11 protein-coding genes are annotated in these 13,189 nt (G+C 67.8%); 9 read left to right on the forward strand and 2 right to left on the reverse strand.

Annotated elements, in window-relative coordinates; genetic code table 11:
- Position 1 precedes the first annotated feature (1 nt).
- Both ACGF7Y_RS28820 and ACGF7Y_RS28825 read right to left on the reverse strand, forming a co-directional pair.
- Positions 2-1,825 (reverse strand): serine/threonine-protein kinase, encoded by a 1,824-nt coding sequence (locus ACGF7Y_RS28820; protein ID WP_393239066.1) that lies wholly within the window; start codon positions 1,823-1,825, stop codon positions 2-4.
- 124 nt (positions 1,826-1,949) lie between these two features.
- On the reverse strand, positions 1,950-3,086 hold the full coding sequence (locus tag ACGF7Y_RS28825; protein ID WP_393239069.1) for a serine/threonine-protein kinase: 1,137 nt from the start codon (positions 3,084-3,086) through the stop codon (positions 1,950-1,952).
- A 123-nt stretch (positions 3,087-3,209) separates the two neighbouring features.
- Between ACGF7Y_RS28825 and ACGF7Y_RS28830 the strand changes: the two genes are divergently transcribed.
- The 9 genes from ACGF7Y_RS28830 (at position 3,210) to ACGF7Y_RS28870 (ending at position 13,157) form a co-directional block, all read left to right on the forward strand.
- The gene (locus ACGF7Y_RS28830; RefSeq protein ID WP_393239072.1) at positions 3,210-3,980 is read left to right on the forward strand and encodes a deoxyribonuclease IV; all 771 of its coding nucleotides are present in this window, start codon (positions 3,210-3,212) and stop codon (positions 3,978-3,980) included.
- A 394-nt stretch (positions 3,981-4,374) separates the two neighbouring features.
- A complete protein-coding gene (locus tag ACGF7Y_RS28835) occupies positions 4,375-5,304 on the forward strand; it encodes a TauD/TfdA dioxygenase family protein (protein WP_393239075.1) in 930 nt (309 codons plus the stop codon).
- Positions 5,305-5,820: 516 nt separating this feature from the next.
- The gene (locus ACGF7Y_RS28840) at positions 5,821-7,041 is read left to right on the forward strand and encodes a CaiB/BaiF CoA transferase family protein (protein WP_393239077.1); all 1,221 of its coding nucleotides are present in this window, start codon (positions 5,821-5,823) and stop codon (positions 7,039-7,041) included.
- Complete coding sequence (locus ACGF7Y_RS28845; protein ID WP_157106853.1) at positions 7,038-7,205, forward strand: hypothetical protein; 168 nt, start codon at positions 7,038-7,040, stop codon at positions 7,203-7,205. Before ACGF7Y_RS28840 ends, ACGF7Y_RS28845 begins: the two co-directional genes overlap by 4 nt.
- Positions 7,202-8,122, forward strand: a complete 921-nt coding sequence (locus ACGF7Y_RS28850) for a hydroxymethylglutaryl-CoA lyase (RefSeq protein ID WP_393239080.1) — start codon at positions 7,202-7,204, stop codon at positions 8,120-8,122. The genes ACGF7Y_RS28845 and ACGF7Y_RS28850 overlap by 4 nt, the downstream gene beginning before the upstream one ends.
- A gap of 200 nt (positions 8,123-8,322) precedes the next feature.
- Positions 8,323-9,291, forward strand: coding sequence for a helix-turn-helix domain-containing protein (locus tag ACGF7Y_RS28855; RefSeq protein ID WP_393239083.1), 969 nt, complete (start codon positions 8,323-8,325; stop codon positions 9,289-9,291).
- Between the two features lie 407 nt (positions 9,292-9,698).
- Positions 9,699-10,940, forward strand: coding sequence for an MFS transporter (locus ACGF7Y_RS28860; protein ID WP_393239306.1), 1,242 nt, complete (start codon positions 9,699-9,701; stop codon positions 10,938-10,940).
- Complete coding sequence (locus ACGF7Y_RS28865; RefSeq protein WP_393239086.1) at positions 10,930-12,201, forward strand: ATP-grasp domain-containing protein; 1,272 nt, start codon at positions 10,930-10,932, stop codon at positions 12,199-12,201. Before ACGF7Y_RS28860 ends, ACGF7Y_RS28865 begins: the two co-directional genes overlap by 11 nt.
- A gap of 179 nt (positions 12,202-12,380) precedes the next feature.
- Positions 12,381-13,157, forward strand: coding sequence for an ABC transporter ATP-binding protein (locus ACGF7Y_RS28870; protein ID WP_393239088.1), 777 nt, complete (start codon positions 12,381-12,383; stop codon positions 13,155-13,157).
- The last annotated feature ends 32 nt before the right edge of the window (positions 13,158-13,189 follow it).

Below are 13,189 nucleotides of genomic sequence, written 5' to 3' on the forward strand. Positions count from 1 at the left end.
GTCAGTTCAGCGGCGCCGAGCGCCACCAGCGCAGCGCTTCATCGATGGTGGTGTGGGCGAAGCCGTCGGTGTACATCAGGAACTGGGTCCGATCCGGGTCGCCGGTGAACGCGGTGACCATCTTGGCGCCCTCGTCGACGTACTTGTAATTGGTGTAGGTCTTCCCGCCGTTGGTGTCGCTGGACTTGGTGGCCGACGAGGGGAGCGTCTTCAGCACCGCCTGGACGTCGGCCGGGGTCTTGTAGACGTAGATGCGGTAGTACGGATCATCGTTGTTGCCGCCCTTGAAGCAGCGCCACTGCGCGGCCCAGTCGCCGAAGTCCGGGTCGCCCTTGGACGGCGAGGGCGGCGAACTCGGCGAAGCCAGCCAGCACTCCGCGCCGTTGTATCCGACATCCTCGGTCTGGGAGGCGGGCACCATCCGCGGGAATTCCGCGCTGATCGACTCCGGTGTCGCGTCGACGAGGTTCGGCTTCACCGCCGACGTGGTCGTCGTGCCCCCGTTGTTCGAGCCCGAATCGGAGACGGCGCCGATGATGCCGAGCACCACCAGGATCAGCACGACCACGCCCACCGCGAGACCGACGATCAGCCCGGTGTTCTTCTTCGGCGGCGGCGGGGCCGACGGGTGGAGGTGCGCGCCGTGCGGGGGTGCCGGTGGGGCGGCGAAGCCGGAGAACCCGGATTGCTGCCGGCTGTAGGGGTTGGTGGCCGTCGGCTGCGGCGCGGGGCCGGTCTGCGGCCGCGAGTTCACCACCGGCGCGGGCGGCGGAGTCGCTTGGGCGGCCGAGGCGGCGAGCGCGTTCGGACCGCTGGTGTGCGGAGTGTGCACCTGGTGACCGGGGCCGCTGACGTAGTGACCCTGCGCCACCGGATACGGCGAGCCGGTCGTCGGGATCTGCGGCCCGGTCGTCGGGCGCGGCCCTGCGGTCGGGTGCTGCGGCCCGGTGACCGGACGCGGACCGCCCACCACCGGCATCGACGGCGCGCTCGAACCGGTCAGCGCCTGTTTGGCGGCCGCGGCGAATTCCGCGCAGCTGCCGTACCGGTCGTCGGGCCGCTTGGCCATCGCCCTGGCCAGGACGCCGTCCAGCGCGAAAGGCAATCCCGCCCGGACGCCGCTCAGCGCGGGCGGCGCTCCCTGCAGATGTCCCTGGATGACCGCGGCGGGGTTCGTCGCGGAGAACGGGCCGGTGCCGGTGAACAACCAGAACAGCGAGCAGGCCAGCGAGTACTGGTCGGAGCGGTGGTCGAGCGAGGCGCCGGTGAGCTGCTCGGGGGAGGCGTAGGCGAGCGTCGCGGTGAAGGTGCCGGTCTGGGTGAGATGACCGGTGTCGTCACGCAGCCGCGCGATGCCGAAGTCGGTGAGGTACACCCGCTCACCGCGACCGGCGGTGGAGCGGGCCAGCAGGATGTTGGCGGGTTTCACGTCACGGTGCAGCACCCCGTTGCCGTGCGCGTAGTCCAGCGCGTCGGCGGTCTCCTTGATGATCTGCACCGCGCGTTCGGGCGGCAGCGACTTCGGTTCCACCGAGGCGGCGTCGATACCGTCGACGTACTGCATCGAAATCCACAGCTGCTCGTCGTCGAGCCCGCGGTCGTAGACCGTGACGATGTTCGGGTGATCGAGCTGGGCAACCAGATCCGCCTCCCGTTCGAACCGCGCCCGCACCTCCTTGTCGAAGCACATCTCCCGATTCAGCAGTTTCAGCGCGGTCATCCGCGGCAGCCGCGGATGTTTCGCCAGATAGACCGAGCCCATGCCACCACGGCCGAGTTGCCGCTCGATGACATAGCCGGCGAAAACGTCACCGCTGGCCAGCATGACTGCTCCACTTCCCGCCGCCCGCCGGGACCCACCGGCGAACAGGCGTACAGCATAAGAATGCGTGGCCGGAATGGGCCCGACCACGGAAAACATCGAAACCATAGCAGTAGTCGCGCGCCGCCTATCGCTCGTCGAGCATGGCGACGTGCGGGCGATCGGCGTGCGCCGTACCGCCCGGCGGTGGCCGGGGGTCCGGAGGTTGCTGGTGCTGTCGCACCGCGGATCCCGGGCGCATGGGCAAGTTCGGCAACTCGATCAGGCCGGGATGAACGGGACGGCGCGGCGGCAGGAAACTCGGCAGCGGCCGAGCGGTTTCCGGCTGCCTCGGCCGCTGCGGGGGCGGCGCGGCAGTGCGGTGCGTCGGCTCGGCCGCGCGCCCGTCGGCGTGGACGGCGTGCGGCGGCGCCGTCCAGTGCCCGGCGTGGTGTCCGCCGAGAGCGTGTTTCGCCGCGGCGGCGAACTCGGCGCAACTGGCGAATCGGTCCGCGGGCCGCTTGGCCATCGCGCGAGCCAGCACCGGATCCAGTGCGGGCGGCAGTGCGGGGCGCACGCGGCTCGGTACCGGGATGGGTGCGTACAGATGGTTGTTCACCACGGCCGCCGGGTTGGCGCCGGGATACGGCGGCGCGCCGGTGAGCATCCAGAACAGTGTGCAGGCCAGCGAGTACTGATCGGCGCGATCGTCCAGCGGCTGTCCGATCAGCTGTTCCGGAGCGCCGAAGGCGAGTGTCGCGGTGATCGTGCCCGACGAGCCGATCGTGGACTCCGCGCCACGGATGCCCGCGATCCCGAAATCGGTGAGCAGCACCCGCTCCGGCTGTCCGATCGGCGCTTTCGCCAGCAGGATGTTGGCCGGTTTCACATCGCGGTGCAGTACCTGGTTGGCATGGGCGAAGTCCAGTGCCGCGGCGGTATCGGCGACGATCTGCACCGCGCGGCCGGGCGCGAGCACGTCGACGTCCGCGCAGGAGGCGTCCGCGCCGGGCACGTACTGCATGGAGATCCACAGCTGCTGATGCTCGGCGCCGCGATCGAACACCGTGACGATGTTCGGGTGGTCCAGGCCCGCGACCAGATCAGCCTCGCGCTCGAAGCGGCGGCGGATGCCGGTGTCGGCGTAGAGCTCCCGTTCGAGCAGCTTCAGAGCCGTCAGGCGGGGCAGCCGAGGGTGCTGGGCCAGATACACGGTGCCCATGCCGCCCCGGCCGAGGACGCGTTTGATGACGTAGCCCGCGAAGACATCGCCGGTCTGCAACACCGCTACACCCCCTTCTCGAGTCGAGCGCGCGAACACTACCCATGTATCTCGGCGAGCCATGGGGATGCAACAGTCGCGGCGCAACTTCGATTGTCGTCGGTAGCTGCCAGTATGGTGGCCCGCATGCGCATTGGAGCACACGTCCGGCTCGACAGCGACCCGATCGGCTTCGGGGAGAAACTCGGCGCCGACGTCATCCAGATGTTCGTGGTCGATCCGCAGAGCTGGGACAAACCCACGCCGCATCCGCGGACCGAGGAGATTCTCGCCAGCCCGATCGATGTGGTGGTGCACTCCTCCTATCAGATCAACGTCGCGAGCCTGAACAACCGGTTGCGCATGCCGTCCCGCAACGCGGTGGCGCAGCAGGCGAAGGCGGCCGCCGAACTCGGCGCGTTCGGCCTGGTGGTGCACGGCGGGCACGTGCGTTCCGACGCCGAGCTGGAGACCGGGATCGACAACTGGCGCAAATTGTTCGAGCGCCAGCAGGACAAGGGCGGATTCGCGGTGCCGATCCTGATCGAGAACACCGCGGGCGGCAATCACGCCATGGCCAGGCATTTCGATTCCATCGCCCGGTTGTGGGACGCGGTCGGCGACTACGGCGCGGGCTTCTGCCTGGACACCTGCCACGCCTGGGCGGGCGGTGAGGAACTGATCGGCGTCGTCGACCGGATCAAGGCGATCACCGGGCGGATCGACCTGGTGCACCTGAACTCCTCGCGCGACGAGTTCAACTCCGGCGCCGACCGCCACGCCAACTTCGCCGACGGCACGATCGACCCGCAACTGCTCGCCGAGGTGTGCCGGACGGCAGGCGCGCCGGTGGTCCTGGAAACCCCGGGCGACGGCCTCGCGGAGGATCTGGCGTACCTGCGCGAGCACTGTGTTTGATTGGTAGCGCCTGCGGCGCTGCGTGTCGCGGCCCCGGGAAGTCTCGGGTTCGAGCGACCGGGACTCGCGACTGCGTCGCATGCGCTTCGGTCACTCGAACCCGAGACGGACCGCGAACTGCGCTCGTAAGACGCTGTGTCGGTTTTTGCAGCGACGGGCCGCGAACGGCGCTCGTAAGACTCGCACCCGTCGGAGGCGGGTCCGCTCGGTGGCGGCGGATTGGCTAGCTCGGTCGCGCGCTGAGCCGGATACGGTGTGCGCCGTGTTCGGGTGACGGCTGCTTCGTTTCGCATGCCCTGTTTGCGATCAGCGCGACGAAAACCCTGGTCAGCGGGGTGGTCTCGGTGATGTGCTCTGGGGAGCAGTAACCGATCTCGACAGCGAAGGTGATCTCATGACGGTCGCACCCGCCACCCCATCCACCGCCGTGGTGGCCAAGCTCGGCGCCCGTATCGGCGCGCGCGTCGACAACGTCCGGCTCGGCGGCGATCTGGATCCGGTCACCGTCGAGGTGATCCGCCACGCACTGCTGGAGCACAAGGTGATCTTCTTCCGCGGGCAGGACCACCTCACCGAGGACGCGCAGTACGAGTTCGCCGAGCTGCTCGGCTCACCGACCACGCCGCATCCGACGGTCACCTCGCACGGTGTGAAGAGCCTGGCGATCGATTCCGAGCACGGCCGCGCCAACAGCTGGCACACCGACGTCACCTTCGTCGACCGCATCCCGAAGGCGTCCATCCTGCGCGCGGTGCGGCTGCCCTCCTACGGCGGCGCCACCACCTGGGCATCCACCGTCGCGGCCTACGAGTCGCTGCCGGAGCCGCTCAAGCGGCTCGCCGAATCCCTGCGCGCCGTGCACACCAACGTCTACGACTACGCCCGCGTCGAGGAGACTCCGCGTCCCAACACGGCCGCCTACCGGGCGGAATTCGAGTCCACCTACTACGAGACCGAGCACCCGGTGGTGCGCGTGCACCCGGAGACCGGGGAGCGGGCGCTGCTGCTCGGCCACTTCGTCAAGCATTTCGTCGGGCTGTCCAGCACGGAATCGCACGCGCTGTTCCGGCTGTTCCAGGACCGGGTGACCCGGCTGGAGAACACCGCCCGCTGGAACTGGGCGCCGGGCGACGTCGCCATCTGGGACAACCGCGCCACCCAGCACTACGCCATCGACGACTACGACGACCAGCCGCGCAAGCTGACCCGCATCACACTGGCCGGCGACGTCCCGGTCGGCGTCGACGGCTCGACGAGCACCGTCATCGCGGGCAACGCCGAGCACTACTCGATCATCGAGGACACGCGGCTGCTCGCGTCCTGAGCGTGGGCCCCGCATGGTTGCCGGGACTTCCGGCTGTTGAGGGGCCATGCGGTGTCTTCAGTCGCCGAGCAGGGAGTTCTCCGCAGCCGTGATCGAGGCGACACGCCGTATCGGCGGGTCGGTCAACCGAACGCCGTCAGCCATCGGATCGCGAAGCGCGGGCTGGTGCGATCGAAACCGTCCTATGGCGTGCCGGGCTTGGAGCAGCGGCCCGGCTCACGGCACGGCGGGCGATGCGATCGAGTCTCGCTCGGATACGACTGAGGAAGGGGCTGGTGAACGCAGCGATGCCGGTCGCCGCACCAGCAATGTCCGGACGCAGCACCCGACTCGACCCCGTCGAGTGCGAGTCCTACGAGCACGTTCGCTGCCCGTCTCGCGTCCGAGTGACCGAAGCGCATGCGACGAAGTCGCGAGTTTCGGTCGCTCGGACGCGAGACTTCTCGGGGCCGCGAACACGCGGCGCCGCAGGCGCCGCAAAACCAACACGGCACCTCATGGTCCAGACTGGTTGCCATGAGTATTCGGCCGCTGGACGGGGTGCGCGTCCTGGAACTCGGCAATTACATAGCCGCGCCGACCGCCGGGCGCATCCTCGGTGACTTCGGCGCCGAGGTGATCAAGGTGGAACGCCCGAAAGCGGGCGACGAGCTGCGCAACTGGCGGCTCTACGGCGGCGACACCTCGATGCTCTACCGGACGATCAACCGCAACAAGAAGTCGATCACGCTGGACCTGCGCACCGAGGCGGGGCGCGGGATCGTGCTCGACCTGGTCCGCCGTTGCGACGTGCTGCTGGAGAACTTCCGGCCCGGCATGCTGGAGAAATGGGGCCTGGGCCCCGAGGTGCTGAACGAGGTGAATCCGGACCTGGTGATCACCAGGATCTCCGCCTACGGGCAGACCGGGCCGCTGTCGGAGCGTCCCGGGTTCGCGGCGGTGGCCGAGGCGGTCGGCGGGCTGCGTGAACTGGTGGGCGATCCGGATCGTCCGCCCGTGCGCACCGGCGTCTCGATCGGTGACTCGATCGCGGGCATCTACGCCGCGTTCGGCACCGTGATGGCGCTGTTCCAGCGCGAGCGCCGCGCCGAGCCGGACGCGCCGGTCCCGCTGCGGGAGCGGGTGATCGACGTGGCGCTCAACGAGGCGATCCTGTCGGTGATGGAGTCGCTGGTGCCGGACTATCTCGCCTACGGCATCCAGCGTGAACGTGTCGGCGGCCGGATGGAGGGCATCGCGCCGAGCAACGCCTACCCGTGTGCGGACGGCACCAGCATCATCATCGGCGGCAACGGCGACGCCATCTTCCAGCGCTACATGGCGGTCATCGATCGGCCCGATCTGGCCGCGGACCCGGAACTCCAGGACAACGCGGGCCGTTGGCGCCACCGCGAGCGGCTGGACGCGGCGATCGGCGAGTGGACGGTCCGGCACACCCGCGCAGAGGCGCTGAAACTGCTCGACGCCGCCGCCATCCCGTGCGGCCCGATCTACACCGCGGCCGACATCGTGGCCGACGAGCAGTATCGGGCCCGCAACATGATCCAGCCCTTCGCCGTGGATGTCGGCGCGCCGGAGCCGAAGGTCGTCGGCTTTCCCGGCATCGTCCCGGTGATCGGCGATCAGTCCCTGCCCATCCGGACCGTCGGCCCCGACCTGGGTGAGCACACCCGGGAGGTGCTGTCCGGTCTGCTCGGCCTGAGCGAGGCCGAGATCGACGCGTTGGAGGTGCGATGAGCACGCAGCCGCACGATCGGAGGCGTCCGAAGGGACGCGGCGCGCGGGAGCTGCTCTCGCCGGGCACCAGCAGGCCCGCCGTCCAGCCGAATCCGACCGGGGCGGGGGAGAAGCCCTGGGGCGGCGTGATGTGCGGGCACCACCGGGCTCGGGAGCAGCGATGACCGCGCCGGTGCTGCGCGACGTCACGTTGCGCGACGGGCTGCAACTGACCGGCAAACTGCTGCCCGTGCAGCGCAAGGTGGACATCGTGCGCCGCCTGCTCGCGCTCGGGGTGCCCGCGCTGGAGATCGGTTCGATGGCGCGCCCGGACCTGGTCGCGCCGATGGCGAACACCATGGAACTGGTCGACGCGTTGACGCCGGAGGAACTGCGCCGCTGCTGGGTGTGGGTGGCGACGCCGCGCCATGTCGAGAAGGCCGCCGCGGCGGGCGTGCGCAATTTCCAGTACTGCTTCTCGGTCTCCGACGCGCACAACCGGGCGAACATCGGGCGCGACACCGCCGACAGCGTCGCCGCCATGCCGGACGCGGTGCGCCTGGCCCGCGAGGCGGGTGGGTCGATCCAGCTCTGCTTGGCGACGGCTTTCACCTGCCCGTTCGACGGCCCGGTCGACCCGGAGCGGGTGCTGGCCATCGCCCGCGACTCGCGCACCGAGGGCGCGGACGACATCGTCCTGGCCGACACGCTCGGCCAAGCCCATCCCGGCGAGGTCGCCGCGCTGGTCGCCGCGGTCCGGGACCGGACGCCACCGCGCCGCGTGGTCTTCCACGGTCACGACACCTGGGGAATGGGCGTGGCCAACACCCTCGCCGCCGTCGCGGCCGGCGCGGACATGGTCGACGGCGCACTCGGTGGACTCGGCGGCTGCCCCTTCGCCCCCGGCGCGAGCGGCAACACCGCATCCGAGGACATCCTCTTCGCCACCAGACCGGATTGGTTCACCCCCGCCACGCTGGCCGCGTTGGTGAACATGTCGGAGGAGTTACTGGCCGAACTCGGCGAACCCAACCGCTCGCGCGCCCTCGAAGGCGCCCGCTCGAAAGCCTCGGCTTTCGAGTGGGTCGTGAGTAAGGCGTAGTCCGACCGGCCAGACCTGGTGACCCGAGCATCGGTGCGGCTGTGTAGGTAGCCGCGCGGTTCGAGGCCGAGTGGCGGGCGAAGCCCAGGCGCGGCAGGGGTTCCACAGCAACGAATTTCAGACCGGCACCCAGACCGGTCCGGCGATAGGCTATGTCGGCAATCATTCGGCATACGGTCGTTCGAGCAGGAGTTACGCCGGTGGACAAGCCTCACCTGACGGTGGAGACCTCGACCACGCACAGTGTCGAACCGGGCGAACGCGCGGACTATTGGGCGGAACTCATCACCTCCTACCACCGGCGCCTGGCATACGAATTCCCTGGCGGAAGCGACTTCAACGGGCGCACGAAAATGTGTCGCACCAGCAAGTACCAGCTGGTGGGCTGGAAGTCCGACGGCGTGACTTACATCCGGACGCCCCACCACGTGCGCAGCGACAGCGACGACGACTTCCGGCTCCTGCTCACCTTCACCGGTCACACCGAACTTCACGGCGATGACGGCCGAGCACATCTGCCGAGCGGCGCCGGCTGCCTGGTGGCCCTCGATCGGCCGTTCGGGTTCCAGCTCGGGCAGGGCACGAGCGGTGTGCTGATGACCATTCCGCGAAGTGAGCTCGAACATCGCCTCGACATCGGAGATTCTCTCCTCGCGCGACCGATGGACTTGACCGCGGGGCTGGGGCGGGTGGTGACCGATATGCTCACCGGACTGCTCGACGAGAGCGATGCCCTCGACGGATATCAGTTCGACGCCGCCTCGTCCCGTATCGTGGATCTGCTCTGCATGCACGCCCGGGCTCGGCTGACGACGAGCACCGACCACCTCGACGAACTGGACGCGGCGATACGGCATCACGTGCGATCGCACGCGACAGATCCCGACCTTTCCAGCGCGAGCATCGCGCACTCCCTCGGTTGGTCGATCAGACAGATCCAACTCGTTTTGCAGCGTTCGGGAATTACCCCGCGCGAGTTGATCCGAGAAGAACGCCTGCAATTGGCGCACACGCGGCTGAGCGATCCCTCGTCTCGTCACCAGAGCATCGCCTCGATAGCAGGCGGGCTGGGATTCGGTTCGGCCAGCGCGTTCAGCACCATATTCCGGCGGCGCTTCGGAGTCAGCCCCCGCGATGTCCGCCACTCGGCACTCGCTGACGGCAGGTGAGATCGGCGCCGGGCGGCACATCGTTCGAACCGTCCGGCGCGGGTCGACCCGCGCGACTGCGTGCGGTCGCAACGGACGCGGATCAACTTGCCGAAAACCCCGCACCGAGCGGCACGACCTCGCCGGCACCGCGGGGTTGAGCCGGAACTCGCGGCGCGCACCGCATTCGTCTCGCCGTCGAAGTGTCTCTGCAGCGTATCGACGAGACTCTGCGTGCGGGAGCAACATCGGTTCGCGCGGGAGCAACTGATGCCCGACGGCGGCGATTACCGTCCGAATCGCCCACCGAGGCGGCGTACCCATGGTGGATCGCAAGGAGGATCAGGTGCGCGAAGCTCTTACCACGACCGTCGGGGATTTCCGATGAGTCGCGTTCGCGCGGTCAGCGTTCCCGCCGACGTGAAGCGGTGCACGCTTTGACCATCGCGGTAATCGACAGACGTAAGCCGGCATCATTTCCCCCGGAAGTATGGATCGTTTCGGTCACCACTTTTCTCAGTCGGTCGGTGGGATTCCTAGCGCTGTACTCCACGGTGTTCTACAAATCGATCGGGCTCGGTGCCTCCGCTCTGTCTCTGGCGTTGTTCGCGGCCGGGTTCGCCGGCGTGCTCGGCTCGCTGGTCGGCGGGTGGTCCGCCACACGCTTCGGGTCGACCGATGTGCTGATCGCAGGCTCCCTACTCAATGTTCCGCTGTTGTTCGTGCTCGGGCTGGTGTCGAGCGAGCCAGTCTGGGCGATCATGTCGGCATCCCTGAGCGTTGCGGTGACACAGTCGTTCGCCGGGCCGGCGGCGGCCTTGATCACCGGATCCGGCTATCGGGGCGACACCGTGACCGTGGTCGCCTTTCACCGGATATTCCTCAGCAGTGGCGTCACGGTTGCTCCGATCGTTGTCGCGGTAGTCGGCGAAGACAACTTCTCGACGTTGTTCTTCCTGTCGTCGCTCGGTTCGCTGCTGACTGCGGTGCTGCTGCTGAGTGAACGTCCGAGGCTACGGGCGTCGGACAAACGCGCGCGAATGCGGGGGCGTGCACCGGAATTCGACGCGCTGCCCGCGGTGGCGACCGAATACGACACCTTCGGGGCGGCGCGGCTGTGGGCGGTTGTCGGGGTGTTCGGAACGGCCATGGCCATCTACGCCCAGAGCATGAGCGGAACACCACTTTCCGTCGAACGGATATCCGGTGGTGCGCAACTGTACGGCATTCTGATCGTGGTGAACTCGATTTTCATCATCGCTTTCGAGTTGCCGCTCAGCTTCATGACGTCCAAACTGCGATGGAATTACGCGCTCGGGCTCGGAATTCTCGTCACGGGGCTCGGCCTCGCCGTCTGCGGCCTCGGAACGAGTTGGAGCGTATGCATTTTCGGATTCGTCCTGTTCTCCCTCGGAGAGGCGATTTTCATTCCGCAGGCGAGTGCGGCGATAGCGAAGCTCTCCTCGCCATCGGAAAACCCCAGGTATCAGGGGTATCTCTCGGCCGCCCAGGCGATCGGGTTCGCGGTCGGGCCCGGGATCGGCGCCTTCGGAGTCCTGCACGATCTCTCGCTGTACTGGGCGCTGGTCGTCCAGATCTCATTCGTCACGGGGGCGGTAGCGGTAATAGCGGGGGTAAACAAGAACAGGAGCCCGGACCGTGTCGAATAAGTCGGTCTTGATCGTCGATCCAGTCAGCTCGGGAACGCTGTACCCGTCCCTGCTCGAAGAACATGGAATCGACACGATACTGCTGGATACCGACCAGGCGCTGGTATCGGGGTTCCGCACCGCGCCCACCCCCGGAGCGTTGAATTTCGAGGAGGACTTCGGATCGAACTACCGGCTGCTTCTGCGGATGTGTCTGGAGCGTTCGGTGAAATACGTGATCGCCGGGTCGGAGCCCGGCGTCGAGCTGTGCGAACGTCTGCGCTCGGACCTGCCGGACTGCCCTGGCAACGATACGACTGTGCCGATGCGACGTTGGGACAAGCAGTACATGTTCGAAGCATTGGCGGCCGCCGGTGTTCCCAGTCTGACGACACGGTCTGTCGACGCACGCCGGAACACCGTGCCGTCCGAAGCGTTCGCGGAACTGCGCCGCGGCCGGAAGCTGGTGGTGAAGCCGGCCCGGGGGGCCGCCTCCGTGGACGTTCGATTGGTGGAGACTCCGGATCAACTGGCCGCCGCCGTATCCGCGATCACCGACAACGCCGGACTCTTCGGGGCCGGCTCGGCCGCTTTGATCCAAGAAATGTATCCCGCGCCCAGAGTCGAATACGCCGTGGATACCTTCTCCACCCCGAACGGACACGAACTTCTCTGTGTCAGCGTGTACGACAAACGGGTCTCGGCTTCCGGCGACTTCGTCTACGAGAGGGGAAGGTGGGTCGAGGGCGATGACCCGGTGGTGGGCGAGCTGACCGATTACGCGAGGCGCGTGCTCGACGCGCTGGGTGTGCGCATCGGTCCCGCGCACATGGAGATCATGTCCGGTGCGCTCGGCCCCCGCCTGATCGACTTCGGCGCACGAGCGCACGGCATCGGCCACCCTCGGCGGACCTATCTGCTGACGGGGAACTCCCAGATCCATCGCGAATGCCAGTACGTCGCGGAACTGTTCGGGATCCGCGCTCCGGCGCCGGAGCGAAATGCCGGTTATGCCCTGTCCCAGCGCGGCGCGCTCGTGCTCTTCAGCATTGATCACCAGGCCCGATATTCGGGTGGGGCGGAAGCCGAACTCGGGGGGCTTCCCGGCGTGCTCGAGGTTCGGATGACGGCCGAGCCGGGCAAAACCTACCCGGCTACCAGATCCATGATGGATTCGATGTCGCTGGGACTCGCCTTCGTCGTCGGCGACGGCATGGACGAACTGGACTGCAGGTGCGCCGAAGTCCGCAAGCGAGTCCGAGACTTTTTCACGGCCGCTTGACAGAAGGCCAGGTTGTGCATCGCCGGCTGGGGAGGGTGGGCCATGGATCGAATACCGGCCTTATACGCCTTCAGATCGGCCCGACTCCCGGTTTCCAGCGAAACGAGACCGTGCTCGCAAATCCAACACAGGGTTTTCCCTGATGGCATGTGGAGGCCAAGCCGGTAAGACTGGACGGCATGACTTCCCAAGCCTTGGGCGCCGACATCGCCGACCTGGCGGCATCGACCGATGTCGCGGCCCACGCTATCGAACTGACCAAGGTCTACGGATCGGGTGACACCCAGGTCAGGGCATTGGACGGAGTGTCGGCCGAGTTCGCGAAGGGAGAGTTCACCGCGATCATGGGCCCGTCCGGATCGGGCAAGTCGACCCTCATGCACTGCCTGGCGGGGCTGGACAGCGCCAGTTCGGGCACCGTCCGCATCGGTGAAACCGACCTGACCAGTCTGTCCGACAAGCAGATGACGCGCCTGCGCCGGGACCGGATCGGCTTCGTCTTCCAGGCGTTCAATCTGGTGCCGACGCTGACGGCGCTGGAGAACATCACGTTGCCGCTGGATATCGCGGGGCGCAAGCCCGACCAGGAGTGGCTGGACACCGTGCTGAAGCGGCTCGGGCTGATCGATCGGCTCACCCACCGTCCCAGCGAGCTGTCCGGCGGACAGCAGCAGCGGGTGGCCTGCGCCCGTGCGCTCGCGGGCAAGCCGGAGATCATCTTCGGTGACGAGCCGACCGGCAACCTCGACTCCCGCGCCTCGGAGGAGGTGCTGTCGATCCTGCGCGCCGCGGTGGACGAGTTCGGGCAGACGGTCGTCATCGTCACCCACGAACCGCACGCGGCCGGGTTCGCCGACCGGGTGGTGTTCCTGGCCGACGGGCGCATCGTCGACGAGATGCGCGATCCGACCGCCGAGACCGTGCTCGACCGGATGAAAGCGTTGGATCAGGCGTGACGGGGCGTTCGCGGGAGAATCGGGGGCGGGCG

The organism is Nocardia sp. NPDC047654, assembly GCF_043205035.1.
Taxonomy (GTDB): domain Bacteria; phylum Actinomycetota; class Actinomycetes; order Mycobacteriales; family Mycobacteriaceae; genus Nocardia.